Annotated in this window: 14 protein-coding genes and 1 pseudogene; 6 read left to right on the top strand and 9 right to left on the bottom strand. The window is 42.4% G+C overall.

Annotated features, from left to right (window positions below; translation table 11 throughout):
- Positions 1-175: 175 nt before the first annotated feature.
- Positions 176-940 carry an SDR family oxidoreductase gene (locus HFE01_RS22095; RefSeq protein WP_064962559.1) on the top strand — a complete coding sequence of 255 codons (765 nt, stop codon included), beginning with the start codon at positions 176-178 and terminating at the stop codon, positions 938-940.
- Between the two features lie 109 nt (positions 941-1,049).
- On the opposite strand, the gene HFE01_RS22090 is transcribed toward HFE01_RS22095, so the two are convergent.
- Both HFE01_RS22090 and HFE01_RS22085 read right to left on the bottom strand, forming a co-directional pair.
- Positions 1,050-2,528 carry a protein adenylyltransferase SelO gene (locus HFE01_RS22090; protein ID WP_167438499.1) on the bottom strand — a complete coding sequence of 493 codons (1,479 nt, stop codon included), beginning with the start codon at positions 2,526-2,528 and terminating at the stop codon, positions 1,050-1,052.
- 109 nt (positions 2,529-2,637) lie between these two features.
- On the bottom strand, positions 2,638-3,087 hold the full coding sequence (locus HFE01_RS22085) for a VOC family protein (protein ID WP_013369536.1): 450 nt from the start codon (positions 3,085-3,087) through the stop codon (positions 2,638-2,640).
- Positions 3,088-3,211: 124 nt separating this feature from the next.
- Between HFE01_RS22085 and HFE01_RS22080 the strand changes: the two genes are divergently transcribed.
- Entirely contained in the window at positions 3,212-4,150 is a 939-nt protein-coding gene (locus tag HFE01_RS22080; protein ID WP_040102084.1) for a helix-turn-helix transcriptional regulator, read from the top strand.
- A 91-nt stretch (positions 4,151-4,241) separates the two neighbouring features.
- Here the strand turns inward: HFE01_RS22080 and HFE01_RS22075 are convergent, their stop codons facing one another.
- The 3 genes from HFE01_RS22075 to HFE01_RS22065 form a co-directional block, all read right to left on the bottom strand.
- Positions 4,242-4,622 carry a hypothetical protein gene (locus HFE01_RS22075; RefSeq protein ID WP_230493825.1) on the bottom strand — a complete coding sequence of 127 codons (381 nt, stop codon included), beginning with the start codon at positions 4,620-4,622 and terminating at the stop codon, positions 4,242-4,244.
- Between the two features lie 141 nt (positions 4,623-4,763).
- Positions 4,764-6,938 carry a 1,3-beta-galactosyl-N-acetylhexosamine phosphorylase gene (gnpA, locus tag HFE01_RS22070; protein WP_167438498.1) on the bottom strand — a complete coding sequence of 725 codons (2,175 nt, stop codon included), beginning with the start codon at positions 6,936-6,938 and terminating at the stop codon, positions 4,764-4,766.
- 12 nt (positions 6,939-6,950) lie between these two features.
- Positions 6,951-7,970, bottom strand: coding sequence for a glycoside hydrolase family 88/105 protein (locus HFE01_RS22065; RefSeq protein ID WP_167438497.1), 1,020 nt, complete (start codon positions 7,968-7,970; stop codon positions 6,951-6,953).
- A 252-nt stretch (positions 7,971-8,222) separates the two neighbouring features.
- On the opposite strand from HFE01_RS22065, the gene HFE01_RS22060 reads away from it, so the two are divergent.
- A complete protein-coding gene (locus HFE01_RS22060; RefSeq protein WP_167438496.1) occupies positions 8,223-9,164 on the top strand; it encodes an AraC family transcriptional regulator in 942 nt (313 codons plus the stop codon).
- A gap of 142 nt (positions 9,165-9,306) precedes the next feature.
- On the opposite strand, the gene HFE01_RS22055 is transcribed toward HFE01_RS22060, so the two are convergent.
- From HFE01_RS22055 to HFE01_RS22040, 4 genes and pseudogenes are all read right to left on the bottom strand, one after another.
- Positions 9,307-9,720 carry an amidohydrolase family protein gene (locus HFE01_RS22055; RefSeq protein ID WP_231124534.1) on the bottom strand — a complete coding sequence of 138 codons (414 nt, stop codon included), beginning with the start codon at positions 9,718-9,720 and terminating at the stop codon, positions 9,307-9,309.
- Between the two features lie 89 nt (positions 9,721-9,809).
- Positions 9,810-10,379, bottom strand: a complete 570-nt coding sequence (locus tag HFE01_RS22050) for an SF0329 family protein (RefSeq protein ID WP_167438495.1) — start codon at positions 10,377-10,379, stop codon at positions 9,810-9,812.
- A 53-nt stretch (positions 10,380-10,432) separates the two neighbouring features.
- On the bottom strand, positions 10,433-11,422 hold the full coding sequence (locus HFE01_RS22045) for a tRNA dihydrouridine synthase (protein WP_045244193.1): 990 nt from the start codon (positions 11,420-11,422) through the stop codon (positions 10,433-10,435).
- Between the two features lie 378 nt (positions 11,423-11,800).
- A pseudogene (locus tag HFE01_RS22040) lies at positions 11,801-11,914 on the bottom strand (N-6 DNA methylase); the annotation flags it as partial.
- A 632-nt stretch (positions 11,915-12,546) separates the two neighbouring features.
- Here HFE01_RS22040 and HFE01_RS22035 point away from each other — a divergent pair.
- The 3 genes from HFE01_RS22035 to HFE01_RS22025 form a co-directional block, all read left to right on the top strand.
- On the top strand, positions 12,547-13,149 hold the full coding sequence (locus HFE01_RS22035; protein WP_107735008.1) for a zinc metalloprotease: 603 nt from the start codon (positions 12,547-12,549) through the stop codon (positions 13,147-13,149).
- A 21-nt stretch (positions 13,150-13,170) separates the two neighbouring features.
- Positions 13,171-13,812 carry a hypothetical protein gene (locus tag HFE01_RS22030; RefSeq protein WP_107735009.1) on the top strand — a complete coding sequence of 214 codons (642 nt, stop codon included), beginning with the start codon at positions 13,171-13,173 and terminating at the stop codon, positions 13,810-13,812.
- A gap of 536 nt (positions 13,813-14,348) precedes the next feature.
- Positions 14,349-16,241: contractile injection system protein, VgrG/Pvc8 family (locus HFE01_RS22025; protein WP_221421534.1), on the top strand; the 1,893-nt coding region annotated here is incomplete at its 3' end.

The following is a 16,241-nucleotide window of genomic DNA, read 5'->3' as shown; positions in this document are numbered from 1 at the left end:
AATGCATTAGAGCGTTGAAGATACGTGTTTTTTCAATGATAAATATCACGATATTAAGCTTATTTAAAGCCTATATCCCTACAGTGTAAAACATAAGCTCCGAATGAAAGAGCAACATTTCAAACATTACCTTGTGCTATAACTATGCATGAATTCCAAACAAGGAGATGAAGACATGAGTAAGTTAAAAGGTCAAATCGCTTTAGTAACAGGTGCAAGTCGAGGAATCGGTCGTGGCATTGCATTACGTCTGGCTCGGGAGGGGGCCATTGTCGCAGTGCATTACAGAAGAAGGCATAAAGAAGCAGATGAGGTGGTTCATCAAATTGAGCAACTTGGAGGGGCTGCATTTACGATCGGTGCTGACTTCAGTGCCCTGAACGGCGTTTATGATTTATATGCTAAATTGGATAAAGCGCTTCGGGAACGTACAGGCGATAATCGGTTTGATATTCTCGTCAATAACGCTGGAATGGGTCAAATTGTCCCCCTAGAAGAGACAACAGAAGAATCTTTTGACGAAGTCATGAACATGAATGTCAAAGCACCTCTTTTTGTTACCCAGCAAGCTTTGCCGCGTCTAAAAAATGGAGGCCGCATTATCAATCTCTCATCGTTTGTTACACGCGTGGCCTCCCCTAGTGTTTTCGCATATAGCATGTCAAAGGGGGCAATCGACACACTGACACGCGTTTTGGCTCATCAACTTGGGAGCCGTCATATTACAGTCAACGCCATCCAACCTGGCATTATCAATACAGAGATGAATAGCGGAACCTTACAAGATCCCAACGGGCAGAAATTTGCCGCTGGCCTTTCGACCTTTAAACGCTGGGGCGAGCCTGAGGATGTTGCAGATATAGCTGCCTTTCTTGCCTCATCGGATAGCCGTTGGATCACTGGTCAATTGATTGATGCAAGTGGTGGATCTCATCTGTAAATGAACAGGTTCAAAATAAAAGCAAAATGCGTTGGTGAGAGAAAGTCGTTCTTCTCCACCAACGCATGAAATAGATTATCAGCCAGTTGTTCAACATGACTACTACAGATCAGGTACCACAGAAGGTTCGGTAAGGACAAGTGGGTTCCTCAGGCAATGTAGAGTAAACCTCCTGTTCAGTAGAATAAGCATAAGGGTCCGAAAGAACTTCAAGAAGATTCTCCATCACACTGTAATCTTCTCGTTCCACCGCAGCTTCCAGTGCTTCTTCTACCCGATGGTTGCGCGGGATGATTGCAGGATTGCTGCTGCGCATCAGCTGATGCGAGGAGGCTTCGGATTCCTGTTGTCTGTCCAGCCTCGCCTGCCACTGCTTGTTCCACTGGGTAAAATCCGCAGTGCTGAACAAATCCGCATCCTCCAGCTTGTTTAAAGTTAGAGCACGGAAGGTATTGGTGTAGTCCGCGCGATGCTTCTGCATGATTTTAAGAAGATCCTCAATAAGGGATTCATCCTCTAGCTCCTCGTTAAAAATCCCCAACTTGGCCCGCATTCCCGTAAGCCAATGATGGCGAAACATGTTTGCAAAATCTGAAATTGCATCCTCGGCCAGTTGGACAGCCTGCTCTCTGTTGTCATGTAGCAGCGGCAAGAGGGTCTCTGCAAATCTCGCGAGATTCCACGCAGCAATATGCGGCTGATTGACATAAGCATAGCGGCCCTGCATGTCGATGGAACTGAACACCGTCTCAGGATTATAGGTATCCATAAAGGCGCAAGGACCATAATCAATGGTTTCTCCGCTAAGGGTCATATTGTCGGTGTTCATCACACCATGAATAAAACCCACTAGCTGCCATTGGGCGATCAGCTTCGCCTGACGCTTAATCACTTCCTGAAGCAGTGAAAGGTAACGGTTTTCGTCATTGGCAACCTCCGGATAGTGTCGTTCCAATGTGTAATCAGCCAGAGTACGCAGATCTTGGGACGTGCCCCATGCTGAGACATATTGAAAGGTGCCGACACGAAGATGACTGGCAGCCACACGAGTCAGAATGGCGCCGGGCTGCTCAGTTTCCCGGATGATCGCCTCACCTGTAGTTACCACCGCCAAGCTGCGGGTGGTAGCGATACCTAGCGCATGCATCGCTTCACTGATGATGTATTCGCGGAGCATCGGCCCAAGTGCCGCTCGGCCATCACCACGACGAGAGTACGGCGTTCTGCCTGAGCCCTTGAGCTGAATATCAACCCGTTTACCCAAGGGAGTGATCTGCTCGCCAAGCAGTAGAGCACGACCGTCTCCTAGCATGTTAAAATGCCCGAATTGATGCCCTGCATAAGCTTGAGCAAGAGGCATAGCACCTTCGGGAATCTGATTGCCGGCCAACATTGCTACGGCATCATCTTTTTGCAGCTCTATTTCGTTCAAACCCAGTGAGACTGCCAACGGATGATTTAAAATGATCAGCTTTGGTGAACGGACAGGATTTGGATTGAGCTTCGTAAACATGGATTCCGGGAGACGAGAATAACTGTTGTCGAAGTTCCACCCTATTTTATCTGCTATTTCTTTTTTCTCTGTCATAGTGTCTCCTTTTCTGCTGTGGTATCTTGGATTTTTCCATTTTAGTTTTTACTTCTATCCATTTATTATCCACATTTCACCATGCTGTTGTACCTTTCAGCCTACTTTTTTATTGTAACCGATGATCAAACATGAATTGTATTTGAATACCGAATGGGTCTTCAATAATACCATAGGCTTGGCTAAACACGTTACTTGATAAAGGTACAATGATTTTCACTCGATCATCTGTTATTAGACTATGATAAAAATGTTCAATTTCTTCTATGTCAGCACTTTGAATACATAATGAAGTATTATTCCCTACGGTATATTCCTCATTGGGATTCATGGGTTCTTCTGCTATCATAACCTTTGTTCTTTCGATCGATAAGACAGAATGAGAAATATAATCTTTATTTTCAGCAGTAAGCTGTATTGAACTGTCACGTTTGGCCATGTCTTGATAAGTAACGAGAAATCGTTCCTCGGCGTTAAAATGTTTTTTGTAAAAAGCTATAGCTTCCTTTGCTTTTCCGTTCATGGATAAGAAAATAGCTATTTCCAGTGTTGTACTCATGGGTTCAATCTCCTTTTATATCATGCTTGTAGGTAGATATCTTATAGATTTGATATATCACCTTGAACCTATTATCATATGTAAAGGGTTCAAAACATGACACCTTTTATAAGGAGATTTATGTATGAAGAAATCCGAAAGATTAAATGACATGATTAGGTACTTAAACAGTCGAGAGTACTTTAATTTAAATGATCTCATGGATAAATACCATATTTCAAAAAGTACAGCCTTACGTGATATTAGTTCATTAGAACAATTAGGTATGCCTATTTATTCGGAACATGGCCGACATGGACGATATGGTATCTTAAAAAATAGATTGTTATCCCCTATTATTTTTACGATGGATGAAGTATATGCTCTGTACTTTGCAATGTTGACGTTAGAAGCTTATCAATCTACACCATTTCATTTAAGTGTTAATAAACTCAATGAAAAGTTTGAACACTGTCTTTCTAAAATACAAATAAACCAGATTCATAAAATGAAAAAGGTTCTACAATTTGAAATATATCAACATAATCATGTTAGTCTCTATTTGGACAAAATACTAACCAGTATTCTTAATGAGACGTACTGTAAGGTTCAATATTCAAAAAATAACCAGAATAAAAGTTACCATGTTCAATTTTTCAAGATTTCCGCTAAGTTTGGCCAATGGTACGCTACTGGAATAGAGTTAAATACGAATAAGTATAGGGTTTTCCGATGTGATCGAATCACCTTTGTAGAAGAAGAGGACATCCATTCTCACTTTTCGATAGATGAACTCCTTAGTCGTTCATTAGAAATGTATCAATCTGAGAAGAGCATTGACTTTGAAGTAGAGATTGTAGAACAAGCCAAGGATATTTTTTATAAAGAACATTATCCCTCTATGAAAATACAGCAGGGTCATAAAACAGTCATTAAAGGATTCTATAATCCTGGAGAGGAGGAGTTTATCGCTCATTATTTTATGAGATATGGTCATTATGTACGATCAGTAAAGCCTGAATCTTTAAAACAGATTATTAAGGAGAGAGTTGAGCACCTCTTAAACCACTATCAAAAATTATAAAATCATCGAAGGTTTGTTCCAAAGATTCTCTACATTTTAGCAAGAAAAAGAAGCCTCAAGCTCCTTTTCCCTGCCAACAATGACATTGAAATTATGGCTTCCGTTTGGCGATAACAGCATAGGATACCGTTCTTGTGAATCCACTTGGATTCCATGCAGTAAATACCCATCTGTCTTCGGCTGCGGAATAATTATTGAGAAGAAAACCTTGTTCATTTCCAGAGAAAGTCCATGAGCCGCTAATCAGGTTGTAGTCGTTACCGTTAATCGTAGTGCTTCTAAAGCTATTGGGAGAAAGAGTGACCGGAGCGAAAGTGAAACGTGCGAATCCATCTCCAAGTTGAGTTACACGAATGGCTTTTCTAACATTCATAACCACATGGCTTCTTTTTTTCAGTTTTTTCCCCAATTTTGCTTCCGCTTTTCTAATTTTCACTAAAGTTGCCTTTCGCAAAAAAATCATCTCCTTCATTGTTATACTTATAGTTAATGAAGGACTAAATGCTTTTGAATGGACAAAATCCCCGGTAAATTGGCTGGATTTTTTGGAGATGTTGAAACAAAAAGCCCTTCCTTAAAAAAAGGAGGGCTTGATACCGCTACTTCTTATTTCCTATACCGATTTTGTTAAGCCGATATGGGTTATCATGGTGTCATATGGCTCTAATTCCATGGTTTGTTTGCCATAGTCCGTTTCAATCGTTGTTCTTTGCAGTTGATCACTATTGTTAATAACAACCAACATTTTACTTTCTGGATAATAAGCACACTCCGTGTATAGGTTATCCGTAATGTACTTCGTTTCATTTAACTCATTGTCCGCAAAACGGATTATATTCAGCAGCAGTCTTGTGTTTTCCCAGCTGAATTCGAATGAAGGAAGGTAAATTCCCTTTCCTTTACCGAAGGCATGAGTGGATAGTGTTATCATTCCATTCGTTTCACCCGCTATTGCAGCTGACCCATCCGTAAGATAAATCCTATTCTTTGGCGTTATACTTGCCCCTTCAGGCACCAAACCATGCTCATCCCTAACCTCATATGTCCATCTTCCATGACCTACCCTGGAGCCTGTATCCTCATCCAAACCGAGAACATGTGCCATTCTAAAAAAGCTGTCGTGACCTTCTACCGCCGAAGGCTGATTGATGCCAATAAAGGTACCACCTTCATAAACCCATTGGGTCAGTAAGTCCACACACTGGTTGTCATTCCAATGCTGTCCACCACTCCATGCTGTACCGGCAGAGCCTGCATTGATGACTACATCACAATCCTGTAGTATACCCTGACGGATATCTTCAAAATCAATGAACTGAACTTCAACCGGCAATCCGGATAAAGCCTCATTGATATGAATCAAATCATGCATATACGTTTCGTGGAAATGGCCGGACAAGGTCCACGATCTCAATTTTCCCCAGCTGTGCAGAATAGCTACCTTCGTCTTCATATGATAGGGTTTGCCTTCATGATGCAGTTCTTTGATTTCTCTGAACTCATTGGCAATCTTTTCGATGTAATCACAAAAATCCGGGTAAGGCTCTACAAGATGCAAATATCCACCCAGTCCAATCCGGTCAATAGGCTCCCTCAACAGGGCGCGCCGGATATTAATCCAATACTTTTTGGCATCCAGCGTGGGGTCGCCCCCCTCCATAAAGGTAGGAAGCCCGCCTAAGCCAACCGGAAATAAGTATGGATGCAGCCGTATCTCATGCGTATTCACTTTTACACCTGAACACAGCCTCGCCTCATAACCTGAGAACACACATTTAATCAACCCGTCAAATCCAAACTCTTGAAAACGGTCATTATAAGGCTCCATCCCAACCCAACTGTCATCATAAAACACGTAGGCCAGCTTATCGTGCTGATGCACAATATCAATTAATTTCTTGCCAAATTCGATTACAAAATCATTGATAAATGTCATCCAGTCCAGCTTGCGTTGCTCAGCCGGGATATGTGTGACGCGATACTTTCCGCCATTCACAAAATCCTCGGCAGTCATCGAATACCCATATCTCTTCGCAAATAGATCAAGCGCTCTTGAGCTTACCGTAAAATCGTATGACCCCCAATCAGAGAACAGATGGCGATTGCGCTCATTGCTGCCCCAAATCCAGGCGAAGTTATAAAATAAGGAGGTAAACCGGACAACCGTGGTTTCCTTATGCTGGAGACACCAATCCTCCATCCAATCCAGCAGATACTGTTGCGTTTCTGTATACATGGGATCAATCTGCATTAAATGCTCTTTGTCCCAATGATTCGTGGTGTGATTGTACATGGAAATCTCTTCCCAGATCCGGTAGACCATGAAGCTTACCGTGTATTTATGCCAAGGAGCAATTCCGGTAATGACCACATTTCCGGATTCCCTTTCATAATTCCACTGTTCTCTTGGAACTTCCTCTCCGGTCGTTCTGTCAAAAACCTGCCAATAGTTAAACGCTTCTTTGGAATCATTCACTTTGAACTGTTCAGCAAAAAAATCCTCCATCAGATAGATGGATACATAATCTTGTACAGCTACCTTCGGATTCGTCATTAAAAAACACTGTTGCAGCTTATCCAGATTGCGGGACGCCCACTCGTTATGATCTCTGATGATACAGATTGTAGAATAAATGCCGTATCCAGCGTTTATAATCTCATCGGACAACTGCGTGCCGTCACTGTCACGGATGACATCAGCGCCCCATCGTTCAGCTAATTTCAGGGTCAGCGCCTCATAACCAGATTCTCCTGGTAGCGTAAAGGCCCCCGTTGTTTGTTCAGACAACTTCGATCCCTCCTAATTCAACATATCGGATAGAAAAGCCAACGCCAAGCCTTGTCCCCAGCCCTGAATCCAGTCTTTTGGAATATTGCGATACCCTTCACGATCTTTCATAACCGCCGTGCCGCCCGATACACCCAATACCCGTCCGTCTTCGCTAATATGGTTTAAGATGCCCTCCAATGCCTTTTGCACGTATTTGGTGTGCAGTGGATTGCCGTTATTGATCATGGCCGCCGCAATACCGCAAGATGCAGATACTTCTTCATAGGACTCCTCGTCATCCAGTACCGTCCGCCATAAGCCGTTCTCTGTTTGGACACCTTTCAGTGCCGCCAGTTGATCCCGAAGGGAACATTCCACGTCCATACACGGCGGATACAAATACCAGTCTTTCAAATGAATTTTGACTTGCGACATGGTATATGCTCCCCAAGCATTCGCTCTTCCCCAGAAAAATCCGGACATATGATCCTGTTTGACATTGTTGTAGCCATGGTACCAGAGACCGCTACTAGGGTCTTGCAGGTATTTGATATGCCAGTAATATTGATTTAAGGCATCCTGGATCATTTTCTCGTCCTTTAATTTGGTTCCTACTCGAAGCAGAAAAAATGCCGCCATAAACAACGTATCTGCCCATGCCTGTTCTGGAAAGTCATTAGCAACGGATACTGTATGCTGCAGAACATGGTCTCCGAACCTGAGAGCATTGTTTTGGATGTAATCCACCTTACTCATCACAATATCCCAATATTTCTGGTCCCCTGTTTCTTCATACAATGTGATCAGCATATGACCCATGGCACATGTGTTAACCGTCCAGTGCGGCAGACCCAGCTCGATGTATTCATCTGCCCACTGGGCAAGCATATTTAGATACTCTTTATTCCCTGTTTGGGTATAGGCTCTGGATACACCATAATAAGCCACACCGCAGGGCCAATCCCATGTTAAATCCATCGCCATCGTTTTTCTGACGACTTTATCGATGACTTTTAATATCTCTTCCTTGTCATAATTTAATTGAAGCATCGTTATTCCCCTCTCATTAGCGCACACGCCCCCAAAGGCGCTTGAGAGCGGTTCGTCACTGTTTTGGAAACGCTTTACTTATTCCATTGTACGCAGTAAAATAGTCTCAATCTAAGCACATTCGCAACAAAACTGCGCAATTTCAATCATTTATATGAGGGTTTTGCAAAATCCTGATGTATATCTGCTGGCTAAACTTGACATAGCGTTCACCTATAATCTACTCAAATCCAAGTTATGGGAGTATCGAATATGCCCAGAAAAAAGAAGCCCGTTATAGAATACCGACATTACAGCTTGCCTATAAACTTCCCTGTCTTGCTGTTAAGCGGTGAACGTTGGAAGATTTCGGATATTAAAAGTGAGCATCTCCATTTTCATAACCATTTGGAGATTGGTATTTGCTATTCGGATGGCGGTTTCATGGAGATCAAAGGAGAAACTGTCCCCTTCAAAGCCGGGGATGTAACTTTCATTCCCAGGTATCTTCCTCACACCACGTATAGTTCGCCAAATACAGCCAGCCTTTGGTCTTATATCTTTTTTTCGCCAGAGGACCTTTTCCAATATTCCTTTAAAAGCGCTTACAGAAACTTTGAGCCCAATTTGTGGGTGATGAAGGGAACGAACTGTATATTAAACAAGGAGCAGCATCCCAAGGTGTATACACTTGCGACTTCGATCGTAGAGGAATTACAACAACAGAATCCTTACTACCAGGAAAGCGCCTACGGCTTATTGCTATCCCTTTATATAGAACTTCTCAGAATTCACTCCAGGAATGAATCATTGAAAGATGCAGAAACAGTACATAGCCGGAAAAGCGATTTTGCCATTTCTCCGGCTTTGGAATACATCACTAAAAATTATATGATACCTGTTAACATTGATTTTTTGGCTGACCTATGCCATTTAAGTACAACTCATTTTCGCCGAAAATTTCATGAGATTATGGGAACGTCGCCTCTTGATTTCCTAAACAGCACCCGAATCGAAGAAGCCTGCAAGCAGTTAAAAAGCACAGATGACTCCATTCTTTCCATCTCCGAGCAAGTCGGTTATCGTTCCATTTCCAGCTTCAATCGATGCTTCTCCAAGCTTATGGGAGAGCCGCCTAAAGAATGGCGTAAAGGAGCGCAATCCGAAGCACAATCAGCGAAAGCGTCTATACTGGAATTTACGGGGTGGGTTTAATTTTACCTAACTGAATCAAGCAGCGCGTTCACTTCCTGAATTCGGGTTACCGATGGTGTTGGTATAAGATTGCCTCTCACCATAACCATTGCTACATTCGACAAAGCTTTTATGTCGTCCAAAGGGTTGTGCTCCAGCACGATTAAATCTGCCTGTTTTCCGATATCATGCTCCCTGTAAGATGATCAATGCCTAGGATCTCCGCATTATACTTTGTTACCCGTTCGATGACCTGACCCGCATTCAGTTTCGTTTGTCTCATAAAGTGGTCTAGTTCCCGCCACATATCATAGTGAGTGACGTAAGACATTGCGGCATCCGTTCCAATTCCAATCTTGATCTCATGTTCTACAGCCTGACGCAGCCCCTTCAGCATGGAGTCGTACACAAGCCGCGAATTTCCCTTAACCGTTTCATTCACCTTCGTTAGGCTCGTATCCAATTTCGCAATGGGATACCCAGCCTGCAAAGTAGGAATCAATGCAGTATAGCCCGATATAAAAAACAGGGAAAAGACATGATAATGGAAGCCGGTTTGCCCTGTTTTCCACTCCACTTTTCCCCGATTTCTTTCAAGTCTTCATTCATGTTTTCAGTGAGAACAACCCTGACACGAAGTGTCCCCATTATTGAAAGTTATTTTTTTCATAACGTACTGCGCCGTAACTCATAAAAATACTGCACAATCGGATGCTTTAACTTCATCTTCTCGGTCATGTTTAATATTCGCTTTTTCCCTACTCGTCTGTCCACTAAAGCTAGAATATTCAATAAGATATCATTACTCTCTAAGCTGTCCTCTATAGAAGTAGTTAAAAACTTATTAGCTACAACATTAAAATTAGACTTGCTTAATGAGGCCTGTGCTGACAAAAGCTCCTTTGCATGTTCTGAGATTTTTCTACCTCTTGCAATTACTTGTAGACGATCCTCCGGAACATTCCCATTAGTGTCTTTTCTGACCGTTTCAATTTCTTCATTGCTGATAGGAACTTGGATATTGGGATCATTCTTGATTTCCTGCTCCGTCTGATACCATCTGATTGGGTTAGTTACATCACTCATATTGAGTACGTTCTTTTTATCTACAGTTATATAACAAATTCCAGATTTATCAGGTAAATAACGGTAACTGGTAGCTCGGTATTCGACTCTTCCGTCTAACGCAGGACAGAGGAAACTCTCCAGTTGTTGCTTCAATTTACTCCAGGACATATATCCTCCTATGTTTTCAATGCCTACTAACAGCCCATCCCCAACTTGGCAATTTAATTTCCACGTTCCTCTACCTCATCATGATCCTTGCTTCCAAACTCATCAAGCAATGTACGCACTTCACTTGTTGATTTGGCGTTCATTAAGCTGTTTCTGAGTTCACTTGCCCCTCGGAATCCACGGACATATATTTTGAAGAAGCGGGCGAGAGGGCTGAACGAACGTGGCTCCTGCGCTGAATAATGATCATGGAGATCTAGATGAAGCCGCAGCAGTTCAAGCAATTCCTCACTGCTGTGTTCCTTCGGCTCCTTTTCAAACGCAAATGGATTCTGGAAAATACCACGCCCAATCATAATGCCATCCACTCCATATTGCTCAGCGAGCTTCAAGCCGGTCTGACGGTCCGGAATATCTCCGTTAATGGTCAGCAGTGTATTTGGTGCCACTTCATCACGAAGTTTCTTAATCTCCGGAATCAGTTCCCAGTGAGCGTCTACTTTGCTCATTTCCTCTCTTGTCCGCAGATGAATGGACAAATTCACAATGTCTTGTTTCAGAATATGGGTCAACCAGTCGCGCCATTCGTCTACGGCAGTGAAACCGAGCCTTGTTTTTACACTCACGGGCAGTCCCCCGGCTTTCGCGGCTTGGATAATATCCGCTGCGATTTCGGGACGGCAGATCAGGCCGCTTCCCTTCCCATTCTCGGCTACATTCGCTACAGGACAACCCATATTAATATCGATGCCCTTGAAGCCTTCTTTCGCCATACCGATGCTCATTTCACGGAAATATTCCGGCTTATCTCCCCAGATATGGGCCACCATGGGCTGTTCATCCTCTGTAAAAGTCAAACGCCCGCGTACACTTTTGTTCCCCTCCGGGTGACAATAACTCTCTGTATTCGCAAACTCCGTAAAAAACACATCCGGTCTAGCTGCTTCACTTACGACATGGCGAAACACAACATCCGTCACATCTTCCATCGGTGCCAGTATAAAAAAAGGTCGTGGCAAATCACGCCAAAAATTATTCATCATATCAAAAACTCCTCTATAAATACCAGGACAAATCTTTGGTCCCAAAATGGTAAAGCTAACCTGTTCATGTCCTTGCTTCTTCTTCACATATAATATGTTTAAGCAACGTAGTTCAAACGGCAGTATATGTTAAGCATAGACATCTAAATGAGTATACCATACCCAATAGAGGAGCATACTCCCCAAAAGAATCACAAAAAAAGGAAGAGCACCGCCCCTCCTTGCCATCTTCTATAACGTACTGCGCCGCAGTTCATAAGAATACTGCACGGCATAACTTCCCCCAGTCTACGCCGTTCCCAAGAGATTTTAAAAAAGAGCCGAGGAATAATATCCTTGGCCCTTTTCATCAAATTCTACACATGAATACCCAAAATTTTCAACTGATGCCACATGAGCATATTTATCAACATCTACACGATTTCGGTACGTTTCGATAATCTTATTGATGTTTTTATCAGTAAATTTATTTTGATTTTTACCTTTTTCAAACGCCAATACACCTTAACTATTAGTCTTTTCTGACCTATAGTGAACAACACTCCACATGTGTCGAGACGATGGAAAGGATATAGTTAGATCAGTAAATAGCATGTCTATCCAAAAAATATAATTATTGACAAATCGGGACTGTTCTCTTAACATATGCGGTCGATAACTACAATCAGAGGCAATCAGATAACGTGAGTCTCTGACAAGCGAGCATAAATCCATTGGTTGCTCTTCTGTAGCGAACTCATCATGTTCACCAGCGATAAAAAACAGAGTTGTGAGCAGACCAATGCATTGAACTGACAATTTTACCAGCAACGACAAGCGTTAAATCGTTGTTGGTCGAATATGCATCTACATAGCAACAAAAGAATATTCATGGCTCGTATGATAGCATTTTATTTTACTATATTTAGTACTTTTGACAAGATTGACTCCCTATAGTGGGATATTATACCATTGGAGTTGGGCCAAAAGCTGTTGTGCAGTACTGGAAGAAAGACGTGAGGCGAGCCATAGGGACGAAACAAGTTCCGTACAACGCAAAAGATGTTTTAGGCTACAAGTCAATGGCTGAAAACCTAAGAATGAGTGAGAAAACATTAATTTAAATTGGGAGGATAGAATATCGTATGAGAAAATGGTTTATAAAGATAATTGCTCTTGCTTTGCCGCTTACGTTTGCGGTATCGAGCCAGGCTGACGCTGCTGCTCTCTATGATGGTAACGCTTTTTACAAGAGTCAAGGATTTTCCTCTTCTCGTGTTGCTTCGATGCCATGGTGGGAGGATTCTAGTGTAACAACTTATGGTTATGCAGGTATTCTAAGTACTGCTAGAAATTCTTGGGATGCCGCACCATCTGCTAATATCGGATATAATAAAACCTCTTCTGAATCATCTGCATATCTCCGTTTCTACGTAATTGACGATCCTTACGCAGGTTACGATGGGCGATTTAAACCCTTTGATTCAAATGGTAATGCCTTCTCTGATAGTGATGCAGATAATCCTAATAAATCATTCTATAAATCAAATCTTATTCTTAATGATTATAACTTAAGAACATATTACGAATCTCGTGCTCAACGAGTAGATATAGCAGTGCATGAATTAGGGCATTCATTTAATTTAAAACATCAAGATAATGATGTTCAATCTATTATGAATTCACGTACACCTGGAAGAGAAGCACCTTACCCTCTTGATTATAGAAATGTAGGTTGGAAATATTAATTGAGTAGGAGTGTACTGAAAATGAAAAAATTAAAAATTATTGTGCCTTCATTAATTGTCATAATAGCTTTAGGATTTATTATAGTATCTAGTATTCATGGACTAACAGATACTAACTTAGCCAAAAAGCAGCCTAGTAGCGATCAAAAATATAAGATAGCTGTTTCTAAAGCACACATGCCTTATTTCGAAGATGTAGAGGCGTTAGAAAAACAATCAACTGCTATAGTCATAGGGCATGTTACTGGTGAACAACAACCTGTTGAAATTAAGGCAGACTCAGGTACAGTCATTGATCGCAGGGCCTTCGTTCCCTTTACAATAGACAAAACATTTAAAGGAGATTACTCTGAAGGAAAACAGATTACAGTTTCGGAAGATGGATTGATTCATAATGGTACTTATGAGTCTCTGGAAGGGTATGTAAAAATGAATAATACTGATCCTTACTTATTATTTTTACAAGAAGTAGAACCTTCAAAGTTTAAGATTGTTGGCTCTTATCAAGGTAAATTTAATACAAAACCAACAAACACTTTTAAAACTCAATCTACCGAAATTTCTAGCTTAGAATTAGAAAAAACTGATTTTGTAGGAGATCCAGTTGAAAGTGAGCATTTTGAGAAGCTTAAAAATTCTGCCTTGAGTAAATTTTCAGAATAGAGATAACTTTTATAATAAAAAACAACACCTCAAAACGATTAGATTTGAAGTGTTGTTTTTTTATTTTTTTGAATGCTAAGAATATAGATATACGGTACTTTAGTTGATCATAGTAATCTTCTCCTCACACCACCTCTCCATATAAAATCGCAATCTCTTTTACCCATGTCGAGTACGAAGAGGCGTATTTAATTTACCTGAATCCATAATCACAATTAATTAGCCCAGTTCCTGACTTTGAAAGGCAATTGCTCAAAATTGCTGTCAGCATTCTCTCTTCCAAAAATAAACATAGTAAATCCCCCAACCAATGGGTCATTTTGTAAACTAAATCTCTCTTTTAACCGATAAATACATATGCTGGGTTGTTTATTAAATATCACCTCTAAACCTGTATAGCGCACAAACCTTGTAATACATATCTATCTTGGCACACTGTTGTACTCATCTGCGGCTTCTTTAATCAAAAGCAATTTCAAGAAGACGTGCTCTACTTGGAAATACCCATCGCATCTAGAAAGGAGTCATGAACTCACTTGAGCGTATTATCAGATGGGATCGGATATGAAAGCCTACGCTTTTATGGTCCCTTTCAGCCCCTACACATCGATCAACTTCAAATAACACGTACCATTAACGATCATGTCTATTTACGTATCAGTGGCATGCTCTCTGAAGAACAGGGAGCCGCTTGTATCGGTCAAAGTATGGAGCAAGAGTCGATTGTGATTCGTCAGTTGAATGATCAGGGAGAATCGCTGAGAAGGCTGTTCCATGGGATTGTTACACGTATGTCCGTACACTGTGTACGAGGCGTGTATACATTTGAACTGGAGGCCGCTTCCCATTCATACCAGATGGATATCAAACGTAAAAGACGCTCCTATCAAGATATTCACCGGACCTATGATAATCTGGTCACAGCACTGGTTCGAAAATATCAGTACGGAGATGCCATTGACACGGTAAGCAACCATGCCAAATTGGAGACATTTGTTTTACAATATGATGAGACCGATTGGGCGTTTTTAAAACGTCTCGCTTCTCGCTTTGGCTCCGTACTTGTGCCAGAGGTAACCGCAGCCTCGCCCAAGGTTTTCTTCGGGATACCAGAAGGCAAACAGTACAAGGTGGAACGGGATGTATTTTATCGGGTACGGAAAACGTTTCATGAATTGGATGCGGAAAAGCCGGGAGAACGTGCTGGCTCGTATGTCACCTATATGATTGAAAGTCTGCAATACTATGCGCTCGGCGACCTCATTACGTTACCCATTGGACAAGGTAAAGAGTTGGTCGTGGTTCGAGCAGTGACTACGCTAGCGGATGGCCTACTGCGCACCCGTTATGATCTTCAAGCTGAACAAGATATCCGCAATGCGCGGTATGAAAACGATCAGGCTACTGGAATTTCGCTGATAGGAACGGTACTGAAGGTACAGCAGGATTTCGTCCAGCTTCAACTCGACATTGATCCCAAGCAAGACCCGGCTAAAGCCTGCTGGTTCCCTGTAGCCACCCGTTATGTTGCCGAAGAACATAGCGGCTGGTACGATATGCCTGAGATCGGGGAACAGGTGGAATTGTATCTGCCAACACACCGCGAACAGGATGCCTATGTAACGGATTCGCTGCGACAACAACGCCACACCAAGGGACAGCCGAATGTGAAGGTATGGCAACATATCCAAGGTAGCGGCGTAGAAATGTCTGAACATGAACTGACCCTATCCACCTCCGGTGAATTTTCCATTACACTGCATGAAAGTAGCGGCATTACCATCGACAGTCCGGGGAATGTGCAGATTCAGGGTGGTCATGTGAAGCTGGGTGCAGGCGAGGAACTATCACTCGAAGCTGGCACGGCGCTATACTTAAAAGGTGGAGCCAGCAGCATGGTACTAGATGGTGAGACGGATACCAAAGCTCCAGTGATTTATCAGGAAGGAACGGTAAAAGCACCTGTTTTCGTTGCTGACCTCCCTCCTGTGCCCGAGCCGCCACTCATGAGCATCAAAGCCTATGAAGCAGCTCAATCAGCAGCCAAGGATTCATCTAGCAGCCAAGCCTCTACCCCTAAAGCAAAAGTCACCAGTCCAGCAGAGCTTAAACAGGCGAATGCCTTGATGGGTACGGTGTCCAAGCTATTAGGCTCCATTCCAGTGATGGGAAAAGTGGCTGGCGTTGTTGCAGGAGCGCTAAGTGGACCTGCAGGAGGTGTGATTCTGAGAGCAACCGCAGCGATCCCAGTTCGGAGCAAAGGGACCCCTACCGTTGGAGGAGGCGGTAAGGGGAACGGCATTCATCCGTTGAAACACTTGGCTGGTCTAGCATTACAAGGGTTAATTACTGAGTATGAACATGAGCAAGCGAGACATGCCTACTATAGCAAATGGATTCTGGGGAAAGTGTATACAAGCGCACGTCAA

This window comes from Paenibacillus sp. EKM10P (genome assembly GCF_011800655.1).
GTDB classification, from domain to species: domain Bacteria; phylum Bacillota; class Bacilli; order Paenibacillales; family Paenibacillaceae; genus Paenibacillus; species Paenibacillus polymyxa.
Note: the sequence above shows the minus strand (reverse complement) of the source record. Positions and strands in the feature narration are given on the sequence as shown.

Coding starts and splice junctions, on each gene's coding strand:
- HFE01_RS22095 (WP_064962559.1), top strand. CDS start 176: ATGAGTAAGTTAAAAGGTCAAATCGCTTTAGTAACAGGTGCAAGTCGA.
- HFE01_RS22090 (WP_167438499.1), bottom strand. CDS start 2,528: ATGACAGAGAAAAAAGAAATAGCAGATAAAATAGGGTGGAACTTCGAC.
- HFE01_RS22085 (WP_013369536.1), bottom strand. CDS start 3,087: ATGAGTACAACACTGGAAATAGCTATTTTCTTATCCATGAACGGAAAA.
- HFE01_RS22080 (WP_040102084.1), top strand. CDS start 3,212: ATGAAGAAATCCGAAAGATTAAATGACATGATTAGGTACTTAAACAGT.
- HFE01_RS22075 (WP_230493825.1), bottom strand. CDS start 4,622: ATGAAGGAGATGATTTTTTTGCGAAAGGCAACTTTAGTGAAAATTAGA.
- HFE01_RS22065 (WP_167438497.1), bottom strand. CDS start 7,970: ATGCTTCAATTAAATTATGACAAGGAAGAGATATTAAAAGTCATCGAT.
- HFE01_RS22060 (WP_167438496.1), top strand. CDS start 8,223: ATGCCCAGAAAAAAGAAGCCCGTTATAGAATACCGACATTACAGCTTG.
- HFE01_RS22050 (WP_167438495.1), bottom strand. CDS start 10,379: ATGTCCTGGAGTAAATTGAAGCAACAACTGGAGAGTTTCCTCTGTCCT.
- HFE01_RS22045 (WP_045244193.1), bottom strand. CDS start 11,422: ATGATGAATAATTTTTGGCGTGATTTGCCACGACCTTTTTTTATACTG.
- HFE01_RS22035 (WP_107735008.1), top strand. CDS start 12,547: ATGAGAAAATGGTTTATAAAGATAATTGCTCTTGCTTTGCCGCTTACG.
- HFE01_RS22030 (WP_107735009.1), top strand. CDS start 13,171: ATGAAAAAATTAAAAATTATTGTGCCTTCATTAATTGTCATAATAGCT.